18 protein-coding genes are annotated in these 21,778 nt (G+C 68.2%); 7 read left to right on the top strand and 11 right to left on the bottom strand.

Annotated features, from left to right (window positions below; all coding sequences use genetic code 11):
• Positions 1-6: 6 nt before the first annotated feature.
• The gene (locus DIE11_RS27315; RefSeq protein WP_124628372.1) at positions 7-1,539 is read right to left on the bottom strand and encodes an NCS1 family nucleobase:cation symporter-1; all 1,533 of its coding nucleotides are present in this window, start codon (positions 1,537-1,539) and stop codon (positions 7-9) included.
• 237 nt (positions 1,540-1,776) lie between these two features.
• Here DIE11_RS27315 and DIE11_RS36560 point away from each other — a divergent pair, with 237 nt between their 5' ends.
• Positions 1,777-2,031 (top strand): hypothetical protein, encoded by a 255-nt coding sequence (locus DIE11_RS36560; protein ID WP_082728785.1) that lies wholly within the window; start codon positions 1,777-1,779, stop codon positions 2,029-2,031.
• 192 nt (positions 2,032-2,223) lie between these two features.
• A complete protein-coding gene (locus tag DIE11_RS27300; protein WP_124628370.1) occupies positions 2,224-2,772 on the top strand; it encodes a DUF3005 domain-containing protein in 549 nt (182 codons plus the stop codon).
• A 51-nt stretch (positions 2,773-2,823) separates the two neighbouring features.
• On the opposite strand, the gene DIE11_RS27295 is transcribed toward DIE11_RS27300, so the two are convergent.
• Together DIE11_RS27295 and DIE11_RS27290 are read right to left on the bottom strand one after the other, a co-directional pair.
• Positions 2,824-3,588, bottom strand: a complete 765-nt coding sequence (locus DIE11_RS27295; protein ID WP_124628368.1) for a DUF4397 domain-containing protein — start codon at positions 3,586-3,588, stop codon at positions 2,824-2,826.
• A gap of 409 nt (positions 3,589-3,997) precedes the next feature.
• On the bottom strand, positions 3,998-5,305 hold the full coding sequence (locus DIE11_RS27290) for an MFS transporter (RefSeq protein ID WP_124628366.1): 1,308 nt from the start codon (positions 5,303-5,305) through the stop codon (positions 3,998-4,000).
• A 548-nt stretch (positions 5,306-5,853) separates the two neighbouring features.
• Here DIE11_RS27290 and DIE11_RS27285 point away from each other — a divergent pair.
• A complete protein-coding gene (locus tag DIE11_RS27285) occupies positions 5,854-6,300 on the top strand; it encodes a MarR family winged helix-turn-helix transcriptional regulator (protein ID WP_059598821.1) in 447 nt (148 codons plus the stop codon).
• A 31-nt stretch (positions 6,301-6,331) separates the two neighbouring features.
• Here the strand turns inward: DIE11_RS27285 and DIE11_RS27280 are convergent, their stop codons facing one another.
• The 5 genes from DIE11_RS27280 to DIE11_RS27260 form a co-directional block, all read right to left on the bottom strand.
• Positions 6,332-8,611, bottom strand: coding sequence for a molybdopterin cofactor-binding domain-containing protein (locus tag DIE11_RS27280; RefSeq protein WP_124628364.1), 2,280 nt, complete (start codon positions 8,609-8,611; stop codon positions 6,332-6,334).
• 200 nt (positions 8,612-8,811) lie between these two features.
• Positions 8,812-9,459: an isochorismatase family protein gene (locus DIE11_RS27275; RefSeq protein WP_124628362.1), complete on the bottom strand. Its 648-nt coding sequence runs from the start codon at positions 9,457-9,459 to the stop codon at positions 8,812-8,814.
• Between the two features lie 19 nt (positions 9,460-9,478).
• The gene (locus DIE11_RS27270) at positions 9,479-10,519 is read right to left on the bottom strand and encodes a hypothetical protein (protein WP_059598778.1); all 1,041 of its coding nucleotides are present in this window, start codon (positions 10,517-10,519) and stop codon (positions 9,479-9,481) included.
• A gap of 47 nt (positions 10,520-10,566) precedes the next feature.
• On the bottom strand, positions 10,567-11,397 hold the full coding sequence (locus DIE11_RS27265; RefSeq protein ID WP_124628361.1) for an alpha/beta fold hydrolase: 831 nt from the start codon (positions 11,395-11,397) through the stop codon (positions 10,567-10,569).
• 26 nt (positions 11,398-11,423) lie between these two features.
• Complete coding sequence (locus DIE11_RS27260) at positions 11,424-12,176, bottom strand: Asp/Glu racemase (RefSeq protein ID WP_124628359.1); 753 nt, start codon at positions 12,174-12,176, stop codon at positions 11,424-11,426.
• Positions 12,177-12,474: 298 nt separating this feature from the next.
• Between DIE11_RS27260 and DIE11_RS27255 the strand changes: the two genes are divergently transcribed.
• The 4 genes from DIE11_RS27255 (at position 12,475) to DIE11_RS27240 (ending at position 17,310) form a co-directional block, all read left to right on the top strand.
• Complete coding sequence (locus DIE11_RS27255) at positions 12,475-13,638, top strand: FAD-dependent monooxygenase (protein WP_124628357.1); 1,164 nt, start codon at positions 12,475-12,477, stop codon at positions 13,636-13,638.
• A gap of 193 nt (positions 13,639-13,831) precedes the next feature.
• Positions 13,832-14,338, top strand: a complete 507-nt coding sequence (locus DIE11_RS27250) for a (2Fe-2S)-binding protein (RefSeq protein WP_124628354.1) — start codon at positions 13,832-13,834, stop codon at positions 14,336-14,338.
• Positions 14,328-16,763 (top strand): c-type cytochrome, encoded by a 2,436-nt coding sequence (locus DIE11_RS27245; protein WP_124628352.1) that lies wholly within the window; start codon positions 14,328-14,330, stop codon positions 16,761-16,763. Before DIE11_RS27250 ends, DIE11_RS27245 begins: the two co-directional genes overlap by 11 nt.
• A gap of 214 nt (positions 16,764-16,977) precedes the next feature.
• Positions 16,978-17,310: a hypothetical protein gene (locus DIE11_RS27240; RefSeq protein ID WP_059524879.1), complete on the top strand. Its 333-nt coding sequence runs from the start codon at positions 16,978-16,980 to the stop codon at positions 17,308-17,310.
• Between the two features lie 112 nt (positions 17,311-17,422).
• Here the strand turns inward: DIE11_RS27240 and mmsB are convergent, their stop codons facing one another.
• The 3 genes from mmsB to DIE11_RS27225 all read right to left on the bottom strand — a co-directional run bounded on the left by mmsB (position 17,423) and on the right by DIE11_RS27225 (position 21,643).
• Positions 17,423-18,313, bottom strand: coding sequence for a 3-hydroxyisobutyrate dehydrogenase (mmsB, locus tag DIE11_RS27235; protein ID WP_124628350.1), 891 nt, complete (start codon positions 18,311-18,313; stop codon positions 17,423-17,425).
• A gap of 358 nt (positions 18,314-18,671) precedes the next feature.
• Complete coding sequence (locus DIE11_RS27230; RefSeq protein ID WP_124628348.1) at positions 18,672-20,198, bottom strand: CoA-acylating methylmalonate-semialdehyde dehydrogenase; 1,527 nt, start codon at positions 20,196-20,198, stop codon at positions 18,672-18,674.
• A gap of 125 nt (positions 20,199-20,323) precedes the next feature.
• Positions 20,324-21,643 carry an MFS transporter gene (locus tag DIE11_RS27225; protein WP_124628346.1) on the bottom strand — a complete coding sequence of 440 codons (1,320 nt, stop codon included), beginning with the start codon at positions 21,641-21,643 and terminating at the stop codon, positions 20,324-20,326.
• Positions 21,644-21,778 lie beyond the last annotated feature (135 nt).

The raw sequence follows: 21,778 nt of genomic DNA, 5'->3' as shown, positions 1-21,778 counted from the left end.
CTGCGTTCAGTGTCGGGCGCAGGCGACCGCGATGTGTTCGCCCGAGCGCTCCTCGTATTGCCGTTTGCGATCGGCCGTCAGCCAGTACACGCTGCCCGCGATGGCCGCGCCGAGCAGCCAGGAGAACGGCGTCATCGCGCTGAAGGCCGGCACGACGGCGAGCGTGATCGAGATCAGCGCGGACGGCACGAGGGCCGCAAGCGCCTTGCGGTTCACGCCGCGCGTATGGAAATAGGCGCCGGTCGGCGCTTCGGTATAGAGATCGGGCACGTTCACGCGCTGCTTGCGCACGAGCCAGTAGTCGACCGTGATGATGCCGTACAGCGGGCCGAGCAGCGCGCCGAGGCCGGACAGGAAATAGACGATCACGACCGGGCTGTTGTACAGGTTCCACGGCAGGATCAGCACCGCGACCGTCGCGCTGATCAGGCCCGCGCGGCGGAACGTCAGGCGGTGGGGCGCGAGGCTCGTCAGCACGAAGGCCGGCGCGACGAAGTTCGCCATGATGTTCACCGCGACCGTCACGATAAGGAAGGCGAGGCAGCCGAGCACGAGGAACAGCTTGTTCGGCACCGTCGCGATGATTTCCGTCGGGCTGTGGATGATCTGGCCGTTCAGCTTGAACTGCGCGCCCGCGAGCACGAAGCTGATCGCCGCGAACACCAGGATGTTCACCGGCAGGCCCCAGAAGTTGCCGACCCGCACCGTCTTCGCACTCGGCGACGAGCGCGCGAAATCGCAGAAGTTGAGCACCAGCGTGCCGTAGATCGCGAGCCACAGCGAGCCGCCCGCGAACACCTCGATCCACATCTTCAGGCCGGTCATCGGCTTGCCGATCGACATTGCAAGATGGCCGCCGGTGCGGCTGAACATCCATGCGGCGAGCGACAGCGTCGTGACGAGAATGACCGGGCCGGCGAGCCCCTCGTACTTGCGGACCATCTCCATCCCGTAAGCGAGGATGCCGATCTGCACCAGCCAGATCGCGACGAACGTGATCCAGCCGAGCGTGGACAGCCCGAGGATCGCATCCTGGTCGAAGGCGGCGAGGCCTGGCCAGATCGCGGTGAGCAGCACGCGCAGCACGACCGATGCGAGATAGGTCTGGATTCCGAACCATGCGATCGCGATCACCGCGCGGATCATCGCGGGCAAGAGCGCACCGTAGATGCCGAAGCTCATCCGGCTGATCACCGGGAACGGCACGCCGGTCTTCTGGCCCATGTAGCCGGTGAGGTTCATGAAGCAATACACGAGCACGGCGCCGATCGCGAGCGACGCGAGCATCTGCCAGCCCGACAGGCCGAGCGCGAACAGGCCGATCGCGAACGAGTAGTTCGCGATGTTGTGCACGTCGTTGGTCCACAGCGCGAAGATGCTGTAGCGGCCCCAGGTGCGGCCCTCGGCCTTGGTGGGCGCAAGGTCGGCATTGTGTAGTCGCGGGCTCAGCGCGGGATCGCGCGTGGCCGTATCGGTTCGATGCAATGCGTCGTCCGCGCCGGGCACGATGCCCGCGCGGTGGGTGGCTTCCAGTTGCACGCCTTGTCTCCTTCCATGTGCGGGGCGCGAACCGGCAGCGTGTGCACGCAGCGCGGGCCCGGCCGCCGTGGACGTTATGTCTCGGATTTGTTCGCGAGTATGGGCGGCGGGCACGGCGATGGGAAATTAAATATTCGGGTAGGCGTCATTTGAAAAATGAATGGGGCTGGATCGGCGGCGAGGCATGCGAATTGCGTATCGGCGGGTTCCATCCACATCGACATCAGCGGAGGTGTCATGCAGCGATATTCCATTCGTCACGTATCGCGGGCCGTCTTCGCCGGCATCCTGATCGCCGGTCTGGCAGCGGGTGCGGGTTGTCAGAAAAAGAGCGACACGGGCACCGGCGCGAGTTCGGACACGAGCGCCACCGGCGGCATGGCGCCGGCGCCGTCCACCGCACCGTCGGGCATGCCGGGCAGCGGCGCGGCCGGCGGCGAGGCGAGCATGCCGGGCGCGGCATCCGCGCCAACGGGCGCAAGCGGCGGCTGATCGGCGGGTGCGCGCGGCGTGCGCGGGCAGGTTGCCCGTGCCGCCGTGACGGCATTGCGGCTCGGTCCGTGCGTCCCAGGACGCGCGGACAGTGCGCCGCGCGTGAAAGATTTGCAAGGACCGTTGTAGCGATTCCCGGCGCGGCGCCGGCATGCGTCATGCCGGCGCACGCCGTCGGGAGCAGGAGGTGCGATGCAGAACGCGGAATCGAATCCAACCCCGGAACAGCAGCGAGAACAGATCGAGAAGAGCCCGGTGAAGACGCCGGCGGCCGGCGACATGCCGGATGCGGCGACCCAGGCTGCCGAGGTCGCGAAGCGGCCGCTGACGCCGGAGGCGGTCGCGGCGAAAATGCCGACCGGCCTGCCGCCGATCGACGTCGACGCACATGCGGTCGACAGCGGCGACCCCGTGCGTCGCGCGGCCGGCCGGATCGTCACGCTCGACAACGCCAACATGGCGATGACGGACAACACGGTCGACGTCGACGGCAAGGGCCTGGAGGCGCGCGCAGGCGCGACCGAGTGGCACGACAACGTGATCTATTCGAACGCGTCGCTCGACGACGCGGTCGACACGCCCGACGAAGGGCTCGGCGGGATCGAGAGCCGGCCGGGCGGCAACGTGCCGCAGATCGCGACGCGGCCGGGCTGGCGCGTCCGGTATGTCGGCGACGTCGATGTCGAGCATGGCGACAGCACGCGGGCCGAGCACGTGATCCGCCTCGAGCGGACCGACTGACGTATCGACGGGTGCCGGGCGGACCGCCGGCCGGCGGTCCGCCGATGGCCATTACTGCGGGCCGAGTTCCTGCGCGGACGTGTCCGCATCGTTGCCTTGCGCGACGAGCACGTGGATGTCGTTCGGTGTCACGTCGCCGATGCCGCCCGACGGAATCGTCACCAGCAGCCAGTCGGCGTTGTTGTTGATGCTCACGGGCGCGGTCTTCAGGATCGGCGTCTTGCTACCGGCCGTCGTGACGATCACCTGGTAGCTGCCGCCGTTCAGGTAGATCGAATCCTGTCCGGAGGCCGGCACGGCGTTCTGATACGCCGCGCCCGCCAGCGTCGGGCTTTGCGCGTTGATGTCGGTGCCGGGAGGCACGACGTACACGTCGACGTTCTGCGCGTTCGGCGACGCGTTGAAGCTGCGCACGCGCGCCTTGTCGGACAGGAGCTTCTTGTCGAACGGATCGTCGATCACCGAAATCGCCGACGACGTGCTGGGCAACGCGATCGTGGTGTAGTGATGGCCGTTCGCCGCGCCGAAGGATTGCGACGCGACCGTCGCGGTCGTGCCCGAGATGTCGTAGCTTGCGGTCGTCGTTCCCGAGTCGATGTCGTGATAGCGGGTCACGCCCTTGTACGCGACACCCGACGCGTCGACCTTCGCATTCAGGTAGTAATCGAGATTCGGGCCGGCCGGCACCGCGTTGATGAAGCGCGCCTGCGGTTTCGAGATGCCGAGTTCGGTGCCGACGTCGTTGCCGTCTCCGCCGCATGCCGCGAGCACGGAAATGACCGAGCACAGGGCCACTATCGTTCGAATGGATTTCATTGTCGTCCTCTCGTTCAGGGAGCCTGATTGCGATGCGGTGTTGCCGCGCGAGGCATCGCGCGGTACGCAGCGCCGGATTGAAGGAAGGAATTGCCGTCCGCCGGGGTGGCGGGCGCACGGATGTCGCAAGCGACGTGCCCGCGCGACGGAATCGGCGCGCGCGCCCGTATGGCGAAGGTGTGGCACGCAGTGCAGTGGCGTGCCGTGCCGGATCGTGCGAGTCCGGGTTGCATGCTTGTAAAAAGGCGATGCAACCAGCGAGAGAGTGACGCGCGCCGCAAGGGCGTTTCAAACGTCGTCCGTTGTGCGCTGCGGGCGACGATTCTCCTCATATCGTTGCGTGCGCATCGATATGAGGAGAATCGTGCGGTCGCGCGACGACCTGGCGGCGCCGCGCGCGTGATGTGCATCAGCGATTCACGAGCCTCGCCGGATACGCGAGCGCGAGCGCGCAACCGACCAGCATGCATGCGGCGAAGGCATACAGTCCGGCGCTTTGCGAATGGAACGTGTCGCGCAGCCAGCCGATGAAGTAAGTGCTGCCGAAGCCGCCGAGGTTCGCGATCGAGCATGCGAACGCGATCCCGCCGGCCGCGGCCGAGCCCTTCAGGAACGTGGACGGCAACGCCCAGACGACCGGCATCGCGGCGGCCGCGCCCGCGTTGATCAACGAGAACAGCAGCACGGTCGCGAGCGTGCCGTGCGACGACGCGGCGGCAAGTGCGAGCGCGACGGCCGACACCAGGAACGGCACGACGATATGCCAGCGGCGCTCACGCGCACGGTCGGAGCTCGCGCCGCAATATAGCGTCGCGAGAACGGCCGCGGCATTGGGGATCACCATCAGCCAGCCGATGTGATACGCGTCCTTCACGCCGGTGTCGCGCAGGATCGTCGGCAGCCAGAAGCTCACCGCATACAGCCCGAGCAGCACGCACAGGTCGATGAGGCCGAGCGCCCACACCTTCGGGTCGGTGAATGCACGGCCGAGCGCATGGCTCTTGTTGCCGGACGGGTCGGCGTCGAGGTTCGCGCGCAGCGCGCGCTTCTCGTCGGCGTTCAGCCAGTGCGCGGTTTCGATGCCGTTGGGCAGCCAGCGCAGTACCGCGAAGCCGAGCAGCACCGACGGCAATGCCTCGAGCAGGAACAGCCACTGCCAGCCGCCGAGCCCGTGTGCGCCGTCGAACGCGCGCATGATCCAGCCGGAAATCGGGCTGCCGATCATGCTCGACAGCGGCAGGCCGACCATGAACAGCGCGACGATCCGCGCGCGGCGCGCATCGGGATACCACTGCGTCAGGTACAACAGCACGCCGGGCAGGAAGCCGGCTTCGGCGGCACCGAGCAGGAAGCGCACGACGTAGAACTGCATCGGCGTCTGCACGAACATCGTCGCGCCCGACAGCAAGCCCCACGTGATCATGATCCGCGCAATCCACAGCTTCGCGCCGACGCGCTGCAGCACCAGGTTGCTCGGGACTTCGAACAGGATGTAGCCGCCGAAGAACAGGCCGGCGCCGAGCCCGTACACGGTGTCGCTGAACTTCAGCGCGTCGAGCATCTGCAGCTTCGCGAGCCCGATGTTGATGCGGTCGAGATAGGCCGCGAAATAGCACAGGCAGAACAGCGTGATCAGGCGCAGCGTGACCTTGCGGTAGAGCGCGCCGTGCAGCGTGTCGTCGGCGGAGACGGCGGCGCTCGGGTGTGCGGTAGACATGGGATTGCCCCTGTTCGAATGTGACGGATGAAGTGGGTGGCCGTTCGACGCGAGCGAAGATTCACCGCGCGCTGGAGTCTGTATAGCACGCCAATTACATAGCGTACACACTAGAAAATACGGAATCGCACAGGCACGAAAACGGACGGATAAAGATCGCTCGATGGGCCGGATAAACCTCATGTTTTTCGGGGAATTATTCGGAAAAATGCACGTATCTCGGTGAGCGTCGTGAACGGGTCCGGATGCACGAAATTCGTGCGTGTGCACTCAAAAGTGAAGTGTATGCACGCAAGTGCTCCGGCGCTGCGCATACGTGCGCCCGGCTTCGTGCATCCGGCAATCCGCCGAACGGCGCGAATGGCTGGCCCCGCGGTGCGATGTTCGTGAGCGGGCCTGCACGGTCGGGCAATCGTCAGGTGAAAGACGGAAAGGGCGCGACGAACCTGACGTACCGCAACGAAGCGGCCGGCGCGCGAACGATCGTGCCGATTCGAGGGTGTACACTGCTTGCCTTTCTCATTCATGCCGCGCGGGCCTTCATCTTCATGGCGTCTTCCAAGGATTCCTACGACTTTCACGACCAGGTCGGGCACCTGCTGCGCCGCGCCTACCAGCGGCACGTTGCGATCTTCCAGGAGGCGATCCCCGATTCGGACCTGACGGCCGCGCAGTTCGTCGCGCTGTGCGCGGTCAAGGAAAAGCAGGCGTGTTCGCTGAACGACATCGTCAAGGCGACCGCGATCGACCAGGCGACGATCCGCGGCGTCGTCGATCGGTTGAAGACGCGCGCGCTGATCGAGGTGCTGCCCGACCCGAACGACGGCCGCAAGCTGATCGTGCGCGCGACCGCGGCAGGCCTCGCGCTGATCGACCGCACGGTGCCGTTCGCGCGGCAGGTGACCGAGCGCACGTACGGGCCGCTCAATCCGGGCGAGCGCGTCGCATTGCAGTACCTGCTGCGCAAGATGATGGAGGCCGACGGCGACGCGTGACGCGCGGCGCGGCCCTCGACGCATACCACCCTTACACGGCGCGTGCTGGGACAGGCGCTTTCATACCGGGAAGCCGGCCGGCCTCGCGAAGCGCGGCGCGCACCGTCTCGGGCGTGAACGGCGGCGCGTAGAAGCGCACGCCGGTCGCGTCGAACAGCGCGTTCGCGACCGCGGCGGGCCCTGGCACCGACGCCGATTCGCCCGCGCCGAGCGGCGGCTCGCCTTGCCGCGGCATCAGCACCACGTCGACCTCCGGCACTTCGTCGAACGTCAGGATCGGATAGCTTGCCCATTCCCGCGACGCGACCTTGCCTTCGGCAAACCGCACACGCTCCTTCAGCGTGCGGCTCAATACCTGGATCACGTTGCCGTGAATCTGGTGGCGCACGCCGTCCGGGTTGATCATCGTGCCGGTGTCCTGGCCGACCGTCACGCGTTCGATGCGGATTTCGCCGGACACGCGATCGACGCTCAGGTCGACGATCCATGCGGACCATGCCGCGCCGAAACCGGGGAAGCGACTGTGCACGTAGCGCGCATACGCGACGCCGCGTCCGCGCACGACGTGCGATCCGTCGTGTTCATGGTTGCGGCCCGCACGCGGCGTCCAGCCCGCGCGATCGGCCACGGCCTGCAGCAGTTCGCGCGCGCGCGTGTCCTTGAGATGCCGAAGCCGGAACGCGAGCGGATCGATGTCGGCCAGCGCCGCGCATTCGTCGACGAACGCGTCGTGCGCGAACGAGTTCGGCAACGCCGACACGCCACGCAGCCACGATGCGCGCACGAGCGGCGCGAGATCCTCGCAGACTATGCGACGGTTCGGGCTTTCATACGGCGACACGGCCGTGCGGTCGCCCATCTCGAATACGCGCGGCTCGGGCGCGATCGCGCCGGTCAGGAGCGTCGCGAGGAGCGGCGCGTCGTTCGACGGATAGCGCGTCGTGAAGTCGTAGCCCAGCAGGCGGCCGTCGCGCGTCACGGTGCCCGTCACCCGCATCAATTGCCCGGCGCCCTTCGGTTCCCACAGATGTTCGTCCGCGCGTGACAGTTGCACGCGCACCGGACGGCCGACCGCGCGCGACAGCAGCAACGCGTCGCCGCATACGTCGTCCGCGCCGTTGCGGCCGTAGCAGCCGGCTGCTTCCATTCGCACGATGTCGAAATCGGCCTCGTCGCGCGCCACGAGCGTCGCGAGGTCGTAGCGCAGCGATACGGGGTTCTGCGTGCCGGACCATACGGTGATCCGGCCGTCGCCCGGCGCGCGATAGTCGGCGAGCGCGCACGACGGGCCGATCGAGCCGTGCATCTGGAACGGCCATGCATAGGTGCGCGACACCGTGATCGTGTCGGGTTGCGTGCGTGCCGCGTCGACGTCGCCTTCGTCGAGCAGCACGCGGCGTTGCGCGGGTGCGGCGGCGATCGCGGCTGCGGGCGTATCGAGCGGCGGCAGCGCGGGATGCGGCCGCCACGTGACGCGCAGCTGGCGCGCCGCGCGGATCGCGTGTTCCTCGCGCTCGGCGACGACGCCGACGAAATCACCGATCGCGACGACCGCGACGAGCCCCGGCACGTCGGCGACCGACGCGCGATCGACGTCGACCAGCGACGTGCCGACGAACGCGCCGCTGTCGTGGCCCGCATACGGCGGCCGCACGACGCGGCCATGCAGCATGCCCGGCACGCGCATGTCATGCACGAACGTGAGCTGGCCCGTTGCTTTCGCCGGCAGGTCGACGCGCGGCGACGATCGGCCGACGATCCGGTAGTGGGCGGGGTCCTTCGTGCGGGCGCTCGGATCGAGCGTCAGCGTGACGCGGTGCCCCGCGACGAGCGCGGCGAACGTCGCGGCGTGCCCGTGTGCCGGTGCGGAGATCGTTCCGTCGTCGATGCTCAACTGCGCGAGGTCGACGGCGAAACGCTCGGCGGCCAGCGCCAGCAATGCGTGCCGTGCCTGCGCGGCCGCGCAACGCAGCGGCGTCGCGGAAATCTGGATTGTCGCGCTCGCGATGGTCGGACCCTGGTTCGGTGTCGCGGCCGTATCTCCGAGCACCATCGTCACGCGCGCGGGCGGCACGTCGAGTTCCTCGGCAACGATCTGCGCGAGCGACGTGCGAATGCCGGTGCCGAGATCGACGTGGCCGTTGAACGCGAGGATGCGTCCGTCGTCGAGAATCGCGACGAACACCTCGGGCAGCGCCGGCACGTACGACGACAGGCTGCCCGGTTGGCCGGGCGCCGGCTTGACGGGCGGCGTGGGTTGCCGGATCACGGTCAGGCAGCCGTCGCGCGCAAGCAGTTCGGAGCGGTTCACGATCGAGGTGTCCTGTCGGGGAGGGGCGGTCGGCGGGCGCGCGGGCTTTGGTGCGCGGACGCGGCGTGCCGCGCGCGGGGTGACGGCCTGGGCTTGCGCGACGGCGCACGCGGTCAATCTAGGTCGCCAAAACCTCAACGTCAATCACGGGCGGGTGGGTGCGGGCGACGGCCGGGCCGCCGCCCGCGCGGCGCGGCGGCTCAGCGCGCGTGCACGGCATCGATTGCCGCGATCGCATCGTCGAGCGGCATCACGGCCGCGTATTTCTGCTGCATGTCGAACAGGTTCGCGTCATGCGGCGCGATCGCGCGATCGCCGACGCAATCTGCGAGTACGAGCGGACGGAACCCGTGCGACATCGCGTCGACCACGCTCGCGCGCACGCAACCGCTCGTCACCGCGCCGGCAACGAGCAGCGTTTGTACCGCACGCTGCGCGAGCCAGGGTGCGAGCTGCGTGCCGAAGAACGCCGACGGCACGGTCTTGCGCACGACGAGTTCGCCGGCGGCGGGCGTGAGTTCGGGCACGATCGCGCTGTTCGGATGGTGCTCGGTCAGCGTCGCCATGCCCGGCACCTTCAGCGAAAACACGTTGTCGTCGCTGCCGTCGTCCGCATACACGATGCGGCTGTGCGCGACCGGCCAGCCGCGTTCGCGCGCGAGCGCGAGCGCCCGCGTCGTGCGCGCGATCGCCGGCGCGATGTTGCCGCCGCCGAACGTCGCGGGATCGGCGAAGCCGACCACGAAGTCGACGATCAGCAGCCCTATGTTGCCGTGCGGCGGCAGCGGCGTGCCGAAACCCTGCTGGCGGTAGACGTTCGCTTCGGCGTGGTGGGAAAGATCGGTCATGGTGTCGGGCACTCGTCTGTCAGGCGGGTTGATCGGTCACGCGGCCCTCGCGCACGACGGTCTCGCCGTCGAGCTCGACCGTGCAGCGGCGCAGCGGGATGTCGATATGGCAGGTCGTCGTGCGGCTGCCGCCGCCTTCGTTGTTCGGGCCGAGCGAGAACAGGAAGTTGCCCTCGAACGCGCGCGCATCCATCCCGATCGTCGCCTCGCGGTCGTACAGGCCGAGCGTCGACCAGCGGGCGCGCGGCTGCAACCCCCAGCCGATGTGCGAGATCGCATAGCCTTCGGGGTCGGCGAAGGTTTCCATGTAGTCGCGCAGCAGGTCGGCGTCGACGCCGCCTTCGATGCGCGTTGCGTAACCGCCTTCGACGGTCAGCGCGATCGGCTCGCTCACGTAGTGCTTCTGAGGCAGCAGGATGTCGCCGCGGTCGATCACGATCGTGCCGCGCGCGGTGCGGTCGTTCGGGTAGGTCAGCGCGAAGCCGCTCGGCCAGTGATCCCAGCGGCCCGGCGCGTCGACGAAGCCGTATTCGGCCGTCGGCGGAAACTCGCCGAGCGGGCATACCAGCGCGGTGCCGGCGGCCGACGTCACGCGCATCTCGCGCGCGGCAGCGATTTTTTTCGCAGCGGCAAGCACTCGCGTACGGTCGGCCAGCGTCGGCACCATGCGCACCAGCACCTCGGGCGGCTCGACCGCGAGCAGGATCTTCGTGCCCGCTTTCAGGATGTCGTGCTGTTCGGGCGAGAACAGCAGCGTCATCAGGTCGAGCACGAGGTCGCTCTCGCGCAGCGCGGCGATCGCGGCCTTGTTGCCGGTCAGCGGCGTCGTGCCGAGATACGCGAGCGGGTCCCGGCTGAACGCTTTGTCGCCATTGACGGGCGGCAGGTCGAGCCGGTTGACGATCGCGCCCATCGATTGCGTCGCGATCAGCGCGCACGACAGCGTCTGCGGATGGGTGGCCGCGCTCGTCAGGATCGTGACGGTCTGGCCCGGTTCGAGGCGCGACAGCGTGAGGACCTGCTTCCACGCGTCGATCAGTTGGGTATCGCTGACTGGCATCGTCGGCTCCGGTAAAGGCGTGAGAGAAATGGGCGGGCGCCGCGCGATCAGGCCGCGAGCGGCGCGCCGAGGAAATCGCCGAACGCCGCGTAGAAGCCCGCCGCGTTGTCCCACGGAATCATGTGGCCGGCATCGGGCACGCGCACGTGCCGCATCGACGGCGTCGCGCGCTGCAGTTCGGCGACGTCGTCGTCGCGCACCACGTCGCCGCGCTCGGCCGTGATCAGCAGCGACGGCACGGTCAGTCGCGCGGCATCCGCGTGGAAGTCGTCGGTGTGGAAGCCTTCGTATGACGTGCGCACCGCGCGCTCGTCGCAGGTATGCAGCCATTCGGCGCGCAGTTGCAGTTCGGCATCGGTCCAGGTCGGGCAGAACGCGCGCATCCCTTCGGCGTCGGTGCCGGCGCGCGCGAGCGCCATCGAGTCGATGTACCACGGCAGCTTGCCCGGATAGTCGCGGCGGTTCGGGCCCGACACCGGGGGATCGACGAGTACGACCGACTCGAGCCCGCCGATGCCGCGCAGCGCCGCGCGCGCGGCGATCCGCGCGCCCATCGAATGGCCGACGAGGCTCGTGCGCGGCAGGCCGAGCGCGGCGACGAGCGCCGCGAGGTCGTCGGCCTGCGCGTCGAGGCCGTAGTCGAGCGACGGCGACGCGTCGGACAGCCCGCGGCCGCGCACGTCGAGCACATAGGTGTCGAACGCCGCGCCGAACACGTCGCCGACGAAGCCCCACGTGATCGCGGGGCTCGTGATGCCGGGAATCAGCACGATCGCGGGGCGCGACGCGCGTGCGCCCGTCGCGCCGCCGTAGCGCAGATAGTGCTGGCGGATGCCGTTCGCGCGGACGTTCGCGCCGTACAGGAAAGTCGAGGGCATGGAGAGGCTCCGAAGTGGCGGGATGCTCAGTACGCGCCGGACAGCAGCGCGCCGGCCCCGGGTACGACCGGTTCGAGATCGAGTTCGCGCAGCATCGCGTAGGTCGTCGCGATCGCGGCCGTGATCACGGGTTTGCCCGTCATCGCCTCGACCTTCGCGACCGCCGGCAGCGACGGCATCTGCACGCACGCAGACAGGACGATCGCATCGGCCTCCTGATACGGCAGCGTCTTCACGATGTCCGGCAGGCGTGCCGGGTCGTGGCGGCCGACTTCGAGGTTGTCGGGAATCTCGAGCGCGCGGTACGCGATCACTTCGTAGCCTTCGTTGCGGATGTAGTCGACCACGAGTTCGGTCAGCGGCAGCATGTACGGCGCGACCACCACGATGCGCTTCGCGCCGATCACCTTCAATGCGTCGACGAGCGCGCCCGCGCTCGTCAGCACGGGCGCCTGCGCGCCGTTGTCCGCCGTGTGCTTCGTGAGGCGCGCCTGAGACACGTGGTGATAGCCGTGGCCCATCGCCATGATCGCGACGAGGCACGCGTAGCCGAGCACGTCGACGCGCGCATCGCTCAGCTCCACCGCGCAGCGGTCGGATTCGGCATCCATCGCCGCGAGTTCTTCCTTGACGACCTTCTTCATCCGCATCCGGCTCGAGTGATACGTGAAGCGCTCGGGCCGGATCGCCTCGCGCAACCGCAACATCGCGGGAATCTCGGTTTCCATCGTCGTGTTGGAACTCGGCACGATCTGGCCGATGCGGTAGGTCTTGTTCATGACGGGAGGCTCCGTGTCGGTAAGAGTGGGGCGGCACGCTGGCGCGAGATCGCCTGGTTTCGAGCAAAGTCTAGTGTGTACATTTGAAAATGACAATGGATCAAAAAGATTTCCGTCCGGCGGTCATCGTTAATGACTGCATGAATTCGTGAATTTATTGGTGTTTTCCCGGATAACGGGATTGCCAAAAACAATCCGCTTGTCCTGAATAAATTAAGTGTGTACGCTACATGCACGCCATTCAATCCGCCCGTTCTCGTCCCGCGTTCGGCGACGGGCTCACGATCAGGAGATCCGCATGAGCAAACCCCGTATCGCAATCATCGGCGCCGGTCTCGGCGGCACGGCCGCCGCGGCACTGCTGCAGCGCCGCGGCTACGATGTCGCGCTTTACGAGCAGGCGCCGGCGTTCTCGCGCCTCGGCGCGGGCATTCATCTCGGCCCGAATGTGATGAAGATCATGCGGCGCATCGGCTGCGAAGACGCGCTGGAGAAGATGGGTTCCCATCCGGATTGCTGGTACAGCCGCGACTGGCGGACGGCCGACGTGCTGTCGAAAATTCCGCTCGGCGACTACGCGCGCACGACCTATGGCGCGAGCTACCTGACCGTGCATCGCGGCGATTTCCATGCGTTGATGACGCAGGCGGTGACGCCCGGCACGATCCGCTTCGGCAAGCGGCTCGCGTCGGTGGAGGACACCGGCGACGCGGTGCGCCTGACATTCACCGACGGCAGCGTCGAGACGGCCGACATCGTCATTGGCGCGGACGGCGTGAATTCGCGGATCCGCGAGCATCTGCTTGGCGCGGAACCACCGCGCTATACGGGCTACGTTGCGCATCGCGCGGTGTTCCCGGCATCGCTGCTCGGCAACAAGCCGTACGACACGTGCGTGAAGTGGTGGTCGGAGGATCGTCACATGATGGTCTACTACGTGACCGAGAAGCGCGACGAGTACTACTACGTGACGGGCGTGCCGCAGGCCGAGTGGCCGGAAGGCGTGTCGATGGTCGACAGCAGCCGCGATGAAATGCGCGAGGCGTTCGCGGGTTTCCATGCCGACATCCAGCATCTGATCGACGTGTCGCCGTCGATCACCAAGTGGCCGCTGCTCGAACGCGACCCGCTTCCGTTGTGGAGCCGAGGCCGTCTCGTGCTGCTCGGCGATGCGTGTCATCCGATGAAGCCGCACATGGCGCAGGGCGCGGCGATGGCGATCGAGGATGCGGCGATGCTCGCGCGCTGTCTCGACGAAGTCGGCATCGGCGATCACGCAGGCGCGTTCGCGCTGTACGAGGCGAATCGCGCGGCACGCGCGTCGAAGGTGCAGCTCGTGTCGCACAACAACACGTGGCTGCGCACGAACGAGGATCCGTCGTGGGTGTTCGGCTACGACGTGTTCGACGTGCCGCTCGTGTCGCCGTCGCCGTCGCGTGGCAACGTGGCGGCCGTCGCCTGACACGCGCCGTGTCCGAGCCGGATGCAACGCCGCCGCATCGTCGATCGATGCGGCGATACGCGCGCATTTCGGCGTGTTATACCTGAGCGCTGTGCGCGACGCCGGCCATCGCGAGCCGGCGGCCGTGCCCGCCGCCGGCCCCAGGCATCGGCCCGCCGGTCTTCCGGCCCGCGCCCCCATTCCGGACCCGTTCATGTCCCATCCCGCTTCCCCGTCGCGGCCGCTCGCTTTTCGCGTGAACGGCATGCCGCACACGTTCGACGCAGCCGCGCCCGACGCGCCGCTTCTGCTGATCCTGCGCAACGACTGCGCGCTCAACGGCCCGAAGTACGGCTGCGGATTCGGGCAGTGCGGCGCGTGCACGGTGCTGGTCGACGGGCAGGCCACACGCGCGTGCGTCGTGCCGGCCGCCGCCGCGCACGGGCGCGACGTGACGACGCTCGAAGGGCTCGGCGCGCGCGAGGCGCCGCATCCGATCCAGCGCGCCTTCATCGACGAGCAGGCCGCACAGTGCGGCTATTGCCTCAACGGGATGATCATGAGCACGAAAGCGCTGCTCGACCGCAATCCGTCGCCGGACGATGCAGCGATCCGCGACGCACTGCGCTTCAATCTTTGCCGCTGCGGCACGCACCTGGAGATCATCCGCGCGGTGCATCGGGCCGCGCGCTATCTGCGGGACGACGGCGATGAAGCATGACCCGAGCGTGCTCGCGCAGCCCGAAACCGATGCAGGCGATGTGCGATGCGATGAAGTGGCGGCCGGTTCGGCGCGGCGTGCGGACGACGCGGCGCGCATGCATCGCGCGCGTTACGAGTGGCCGATCGGCGATGCGCGCGCGCAGGCGTCGTTCGATGTCGAAACACGGACCGCCGCCGACGGCAGGATGACGACGTGGCGCTATCGCGCGCAGGCCGGCACGGTGGCGGACGCGCGGCGGACGACGGCGGAGGGCGGGGCGTCGACGCCATCGTCGCCGTTCGTCTATCGACATGCGCAGACGTTGATCGAGATGGCCGACACCCACCACACGATTCCCGGCCACGCGCACGCATTCGCGCGCGAATCGTTCGTCGACGAGCTGGCCGGTGCGCTGAAGCGCGATCCGGTCGCATTGCGTCTGCAGCATCTCGATGCGTCGCGCGATGCAGGGCCGCGCGAGATTATCCGGATGGTCAGCGAACGCGCCGCATGGGGCGAACCGGCGACGGCGCGCATGCCTGACCGCTTGAGCGGACGCGGTTTTGCGTTCGACGGTGCGGGTGCGCCCGATGCATTGTCCGCGGACGAAAACCCGCAAACCGATGCGGGCGGTGACAAGGCTCCCCACTGGTCCGCGTGGGTCGTCGATCTCGACGTCGATCGCGCGACGGGCGACGTCGCGGTGCGCCGCGTCGTCGCCGGGCAGGGCGCGGGCGAACCCGGGCAGGCGTCGATGGCGGGCTTGCCCGCATGGCAGATCGAGGCGGCGATTTCGCGCGTGATGGGCGCGCGGCTGTCCGCACGGCCGGCGCATGACGAGACCGGCGGCGATGTCGCGCCGGATGCGATCGCGCATGAACTCGTTGCGTTCGACGATGCCGCGCCGGGCGCGGATCGCATCCGTTCGCTGTCGGCATACGATGCACAACGGATCGAGCAGGCCGCTGCGCCGGCCGCGGCTGCGATCGCGAACGCGCTGCATGACGCGACGGGCGTGCGTTTTCGCGCGCCGCCGTTCGATGCCGCGCGCATTCGCGAGGCGCTGGCCCGGCCGGTGCCGGTCGATTCAGGTGAGAGCCATTCCGGCACGCCGCGTCGTGCGTCATCGCGCTGGCGCCGCTGGCTGGCCGGTGGCGGCGCGGGCGGGGTGGTCGGCGGGCTGATCGGGCTCGCGTGCGCGATCCTGCCGGGCCCGGCGCCGATTGCGCCGATTGCGACGGGCGGTGCGGAGGGCGCGATGTGGAGCGCGGCGACGCTCGAACGCGGCCGCCTGATTGCGCTCGCCGGCGATTGCGCGGTCTGTCATACCGCGCCCGGCGGGGCGCCCAACGCGGGTGGTCTCGCGCTCGACACGCCGTTCGGCATGATCTACACGACCAACATCACGCCCGATCCGGAAACCGGCATCGGCGCATGGTCGTATCCGGCGTTCGCGCGTGCGATGCGCGAAGGCATCGGCCGCGACGGATCGCATCTGTATCCGGCGTTTCCGTACACCGCATTCGCGAAGCTGAGCGAGCCCGACCTGCTCGCGCTCTATGCCTATCTGATGTCGCAGCCGCCGGTGACGCATGCACCGCCGGAAACGAAGCTGCCGTTCCCGCTCGACCAGCGGCGCCTCGTCGCCGGATGGAACTGGCTGTTTCACGATGCGCGGCCGTTAGCACCGGACCCGGCGCGCTCCGCGACGTGGAATCGCGGCAAGTATCTGGTCGACGGCGCCGGGCACTGCGGCGCGTGCCACACGCCGCGCAACGCGCTCGGTGCGGAACAGGGCGGGCGCGCGTACCTGGCCGGCGGCGAGGCCGAGGGATGGGTCGCGCCGCCGCTCATCGCGTCGCCGGCGTCGCCGGTGCCGTGGACCGAAGGCGCGCTGTTCGACTACCTCCGCACCGGTTTCTCCGCCCAGCACGGCGTCGCGGCCGGGCCGATGGCGCCGGTCGTCACGGGGCTCGCGGCGCTGCCCGAATCGGACGTTCGGGCGATCGCGCATTACCTGACGTCGCTGTCACCGCCCGTCGATGCGGCCATGGCGGCCGACGCGGCGACCCGCCGTGCGCACGGTGCGGAAGCCGTCGCGACGCTCGGCCTCGAGAGCGGCCGGCGTGCGTTCGATGCCGCGTGCGCGGTGTGTCACGCGGAATCGGGCGGGGTCGGGCATTTCGGCGTGCGTCCGCTGATGGGGCTCAACACGAGCGTCAGCCAGGCGGCGCCCGACAACCTGCTGCGTGTGCTGCACGACGGGATCGACCATCCGGCCACCGACGCGCTCGGCTACATGCCGGGCTTCCGCGACGCGTTCGACGACCGGCAGATGGCCGAGCTCGCCGCATATATCCGCGCGCGCTACGCGCCCGGTCAACCGGCGTGGCAAAACCTGGAGGAGGCCTCGGCGAGAATCCGGCAGGCGCGCTTGCACTAACCGGCGTACGTGAAGAAGGCGCACGGCGGCCGGGAAAAGCGACTCACGGGGCAACGCCAGGCGCGACGCGGCCCGTAAATCTTGCCTGGATCACCCATCGTTTAACCATTCGAAACAATGTGTTCACCGAAAAGGGCATGATCTCCGGCAATCGGGCAGGCATACTGTCGCCTATGTTGCTCAATGCCGTCGAATCGACGTGCGCTTGCCTCCCATGTCCATCCCTGTACCTTTTCGATCCCTGCGAGGGTTGACCATCGCGGCCGCTGCATGCTTGCTCGCCGCGTGTTCGACCGCTTCCGACGTGACCACGACGTCGAACCCGAACGTCTTCACCGTGACGACGCGCACGCTCGGCGTGTCGACGACGTGGGCCGACGCCCATGAAAAAGCTGTCAACGAAGCGACCAACTATTGCACGCAGCGCGGCATGCGCGCGAGCCTGAAGCAGGAGTCCGTGACCGGCGGCCGCCGCGTCGACGCGCGCTCGGAACTCGCGTTCGAGTGCCATCCGACCTTCGAGACGGCGTCGAACCCGCGCGGATAAGCGCCGCGTCGCCCGTGCGGCCGCGGCCTGCGCGCCCGCGTTGCTCCGGAAGTGAATCGACCCGCGATGCCGTTGATGGGCATCGCGGGTCGGCGCACGTCCGTCGGCCGCGTTACGCGGGGTGCGCTTCGTACAGCTTCACGCAAGCGGAGAAGTCGAGCGTGCCGAGCCCCTGCTGGCTCATCGACTGATAAAGCTGCTGCGCGAGCGCGCCCATCCACACCGGCTGCCGTGCGCTGCGCGCGGCTTCGGTCGCGAGCCCGAGATCCTTCAGCATCAGGTTTGCGGCGAAACCGCCCGAGTAGCCGCGCGCGGCGGGCGCCGCGTCGTTCACGCCCGGGTACGGGTTATATGCGTCCGAGCTCCAGCAGCGGCCGGTCGACGTGTTGATGATGCCGGCCAGCACGGCCGGATCGATGCCGAGCGCGGCGCCGAGTGCCATCGATTCCGACACGCCCATCATCGAGATCCCGAGCAGCAGGTTGTTGCAGATCTTCGCGATCTGCCCGGTGCCGGTGCCGCCGCAGTGCACGACGTTCTTCCCCATGTCGAGCAGTACCGGGCGGATGCGCTCGAACAGCGCGCCTTCCGCGCCGACCATGAAGGTCAGCGTGCCTGCCTGAGCGCCGCCGGTGCCGCCCGACACTGGCGCATCGGCGAGCGGGAAGTCGCGTTGCGCGGCGGCGTCGGCCACTGCGCGCACGGTGCCCGGATCGATCGTGCTGCAGTCGACGAACGTTGCGCCGGCGCGCGCGCCGGCCAGGACGCCGTCGTCGCCGAGATAAACCGCGCGCACGTGCTGCGCGGCCGGCAGCATCGTGATCACCAGCGACGCGCGGGCGGCCGCGTCACGCGGCGACGCGGCCGCCGTCGCGCCCGCGCGCGTCGCGGCGTCGACTGCGTTCGCGTCGAGGTCGAACACCGTCAGGGCGTGTCCGGCCTTGAGCAGGTTGGCGGCCATGGGGCCGCCCATGTTGCCGAGTCCGATGAATGCAATTTCCATGTACAGGCTCCAGTGTCGACCGGACTTGGCGCTTTAGCGCCTAGTCCGGTCCCATGCTTCGCGGTCGACCGGACTTGACGCTTCAGCGCCTAGTCCGGTCCCATGCTTCGCGATCAACCGAACTTGACGCTTCAGCGCTTGGTCCGGTCCCATGCTTCGCGATCAACCGAACTTGACGCTTTGGCGCTTGGCCCGGTCCCATGCTTCGCGGTCGACCGGACTTGGTGCTTCAGCGCTTGGTCCGGTCCCATGCTTCGCGATCAACCGAACTTGACGCTTTGGCGCTTGGCCCGGTCCCATGCTTCACGATCAACCGAACTAGACGCTTAAGCGCTTCGCCCGGTCCCATGCTTCGCAATCAGCGCAGCGCGATCGTCGTGTTCACGCCGCCGGCCGTCGCGTCGTCGTCGAACCAGCGCGCGGTGACCGTCTTCGTCTGCGTATAGAACTGCACGACCTGCTTGCCGTACGGGCCGAGATCGCCGAGCTTCGAGCCGCGCGAGCCGGTGAAGCTGAAGTAGGGGACCGGCACCGGGATCGGGATGTTGATGCCGACCTGGCCGACGTCGATCTCGCTCTGGAACTTGCGCGCGGCCGCGCCGCTCTGCGTGAAGAGGCCGACGCCGTTGCCCATCGGGTTGCGGTTCACGAGCGCGATCGCTTCGTCGAGCGTGTCGACTTCCATCACGACCACCACTGGCCCGAAGATTTCTTCCGTGTAGATCGACATGTCGGTCGTCACGCCCGAGAAGATCGTCGGGCCGACGAAGTTGCCTTGCTCGTAGCCCGGCACCTTCACGTCGCGGCCGTCGAGCAGCAGCGTCGCGCCTTCCTTCACGCCCGCGTCGATCAGCGACAGGACGCGCGCCTTCGCCGCCTTCGACACGACCGGGCCGACGTCCGTGCCGGCTTCGGCGCCGGCGTTGACCTTCAGCGCCTTCGCCTTCTCGACCAGATCGGGCAGCCAGTCGCGCGCGCGGCCGACCAGCACGACGACCGACGTCGCCATGCAGCGCTGACCGGCCGCGCCGAAGCCCGCGCCGACCAGCGCGTTGATCGACTGCTCGCGATGCGCATCCGGCAACACGACCGCGTGGTTCTTCGCGCCCATCATCGACTGCACGCGCTTGCCGTGCTGGCTGCCGAGGTTGTACACGTGCGTGCCGACGCGCGTCGAGCCGACGAACGAGATCGCCTTGATGTCCGGGTGCGTGCAGAGGCGATCGACCACTGTCTTGCCGCCGTGCACGACGTTCAGTACACCTTGCGGCACGCCGGCTTCGATCGCGAGCTCGACGAGCTGCATCGTCGACAGCGGATCCTGTTCGGACGGCTTCAGCACGAACGTGTTGCCGCACACGATCGCCATCGGGAACATCCACAGCGGGATCATGCCGGGGAAGTTGAACGGCGTGATGCCCGCGCACACGCCGATCGGCTGGCGCAGCGTGTAGGTGTCGACGCCGCCCGCGACGTTCTCCGCGAATTCGCCTTGCTGCAGCGTGCCGATCGAGCATGCGTGCTCGACCACTTCGAGGCCGCGGAAGATGTCGCCCTGCGCATCGGGCAGCGTCTTGCCCTGCTCGGCCGTCAGCGTGTGCGCGATCCGTTCGAGATTGCGGCGCACCAGATCCTGGAACTTCAGCATGATGCGCAGCCGCGCGCCGATCGGCGTCGTCTTCCAGGTCTGGAAAGCGCGCTGCGCGGACGCGATCGCGGCATCGACCTCGTCGAGCGTCGCGTACGGCACGCGGCCGATCACTTCCTGCGTCGCGGGGTTGACGATGTCGCCCCATTCGGCGCTTTGCGAATCGACGAACGCGCCGTCGATCAGCAGCTTGGCGGTGGGCAGGGCGAGGGTGGTCTGGGGAACTGCGGCGTTCATGGAACTCTCCGGGAAACGATGGTGCGACGAAAAAGGGGTGGCTTGCGTCCGTCGCGCGTGTAGCCACGGCGGACGGCAAGTCGTATGGAAAACCGGGTAAAGACGGGCCGGCGTATGTCGATGCGTCAAGGACGTGCCGGCCGCATCAGTGCGGTACACACGAGCGCGAACACACCGAAGCCGACGAGGTACGCGATCACGTAGTGCGGCTGGCCGCCGCCGGCCTTGAGCAGCGACGTCGCGATCATCGGCGCGAAGCCGCCGCCGATCACGCCGGCGAGCTGCACCGACAGCGAGATGCCGCTGTAGCGGATCTCCGCGGGGAACTGCTGCGCGAACAGCAGCGACTCCGGTGCATAAAGAATCGGGAACACGACGCCGAGGCCGAGCACGATCGCCCACCATGCGTACGACGTCTGCTGCGTGCCGAGCATCATGAAGAACGGTGCCGCGAACGCGCACATCAGCACGAGGCCGATCGCGAACATCCGGCGCTGGCCGATGCGGTCGCTGAGATGTCCGCACAGCGGCATCGTGACGAGCGACAGCCCCGCGCCGGCCGTGATCGCGTGCAGCATTTCGGCCTTCGGCAGATGCAACTGCTGCGTTGCATAGGCGAGCGCGAACGTGACGACCATGTAGAACCACGTGTTCTCGGCGGCACGCGCGCCGACGATCGTCAGCACCTCGCGCGGATGGCGACGCAGCGCGGCCGTCACCGGCGACTTCTCGGCCTTGCCCTGGCGCTGCATCTTCTCGAAGTCCGGCGACTCGGGCACCTTCGCGCGGATGAACCAGCCGAGGCCGACGAGCGCGATGCTCGCGAGGAACGGCACGCGCCAGCCCCACGACAGCATGTCGGCTTCCGGCAGCGCGGCCACCGCGGCCATCGCGACCGACGAGAGGATCAGCCCGAGCCCGACGCCCGTTTGCGGCAGGCTGCCGAACAGCCCCTTGCGACCCTTCGGCGCGTGTTCGACGGCCATCAGCACCGCGCCGCCCCATTCGCCGCCGACCGCCATCCCCTGCAGGAAGCGCATCGCGATCAGCAAGGCGGCGGCCCAGTAGCCGATGCGGTCGTACGACGGGATCAGCCCGATGATCATGCTCGGCACGCCCATCAGCAGCAGCGTGATCATCAGCATCGACTTGCGGCCGATGCGGTCGCCGAAGTGGCCGAATACGATGCCGCCCATCGGCCGCCCGATGAAGCCGACCGCGAACGTGCCGAACGCGGCGAGCGTGCCGACGACGGGGTCCAGCGACGGGAAGAAGATGCGGTTGAACACCAGCGCGGCGGCGGTGCCGTAGAGGAAGAAGTCGTACCACTCGATCGTGGTGCCGGCCATGCTGGCCCAGCCGGCCAGCAGGTAGTGCCTCGCGGTGCGGGCGGGGGCCGGCGTCGCGACGGCTGCATGCTCATCGAGGGTGGATCGTGTCTGCATGGTGTCTCCGTATTTTTTGCCCGCGGCTCATGGTCCGCAGGTCACGGTCGAGTATAGTTATGCGCAGATCCACAATGTACCGACAAGAAAACCGGTTGGATGTGCATTTATGCATATCGACGGCCGGCCCGGAGA

Source organism: Burkholderia sp. Bp9012 (assembly GCF_003853825.1).
Lineage (GTDB): Bacteria > Pseudomonadota > Gammaproteobacteria > Burkholderiales > Burkholderiaceae > Burkholderia > Burkholderia diffusa.
The sequence above is the reverse complement of the archived record's forward strand: the minus strand, read 5'-3'. Positions and strand labels throughout refer to the sequence as shown.

Excerpts from the sequence above, each read along its gene's own strand:
- DIE11_RS27275 (WP_124628362.1), bottom strand. The coding sequence starts at position 9,459 with ATGACCGATCTTTCCCACCACGCCGAAGCGAACGTCTACCGCCAGCAG.
- DIE11_RS27300 (WP_124628370.1), top strand. The coding sequence starts at position 2,224 with ATGCAGAACGCGGAATCGAATCCAACCCCGGAACAGCAGCGAGAACAG.
- DIE11_RS27225 (WP_124628346.1), bottom strand. The coding sequence starts at position 21,643 with ATGCAGACACGATCCACCCTCGATGAGCATGCAGCCGTCGCGACGCCG.
- DIE11_RS27255 (WP_124628357.1), top strand. The coding sequence starts at position 12,475 with ATGAGCAAACCCCGTATCGCAATCATCGGCGCCGGTCTCGGCGGCACG.
- DIE11_RS27260 (WP_124628359.1), bottom strand. The coding sequence starts at position 12,176 with ATGAACAAGACCTACCGCATCGGCCAGATCGTGCCGAGTTCCAACACG.
- DIE11_RS27230 (WP_124628348.1), bottom strand. The coding sequence starts at position 20,198 with ATGAACGCCGCAGTTCCCCAGACCACCCTCGCCCTGCCCACCGCCAAG.
- DIE11_RS27265 (WP_124628361.1), bottom strand. The coding sequence starts at position 11,397 with ATGCCCTCGACTTTCCTGTACGGCGCGAACGTCCGCGCGAACGGCATC.
- DIE11_RS27285 (WP_059598821.1), top strand. The coding sequence starts at position 5,854 with ATGGCGTCTTCCAAGGATTCCTACGACTTTCACGACCAGGTCGGGCAC.
- DIE11_RS27245 (WP_124628352.1), top strand. The coding sequence starts at position 14,328 with ATGAAGCATGACCCGAGCGTGCTCGCGCAGCCCGAAACCGATGCAGGC.
- DIE11_RS27240 (WP_059524879.1), top strand. The coding sequence starts at position 16,978 with ATGTCCATCCCTGTACCTTTTCGATCCCTGCGAGGGTTGACCATCGCG.
- DIE11_RS27290 (WP_124628366.1), bottom strand. The coding sequence starts at position 5,305 with ATGTCTACCGCACACCCGAGCGCCGCCGTCTCCGCCGACGACACGCTG.
- DIE11_RS36560 (WP_082728785.1), top strand. The coding sequence starts at position 1,777 with ATGCAGCGATATTCCATTCGTCACGTATCGCGGGCCGTCTTCGCCGGC.
- DIE11_RS27295 (WP_124628368.1), bottom strand. The coding sequence starts at position 3,588 with ATGAAATCCATTCGAACGATAGTGGCCCTGTGCTCGGTCATTTCCGTG.
- DIE11_RS27270 (WP_059598778.1), bottom strand. The coding sequence starts at position 10,519 with ATGCCAGTCAGCGATACCCAACTGATCGACGCGTGGAAGCAGGTCCTC.
- DIE11_RS27250 (WP_124628354.1), top strand. The coding sequence starts at position 13,832 with ATGTCCCATCCCGCTTCCCCGTCGCGGCCGCTCGCTTTTCGCGTGAAC.
- mmsB (WP_124628350.1), bottom strand. The coding sequence starts at position 18,313 with ATGGAAATTGCATTCATCGGACTCGGCAACATGGGCGGCCCCATGGCC.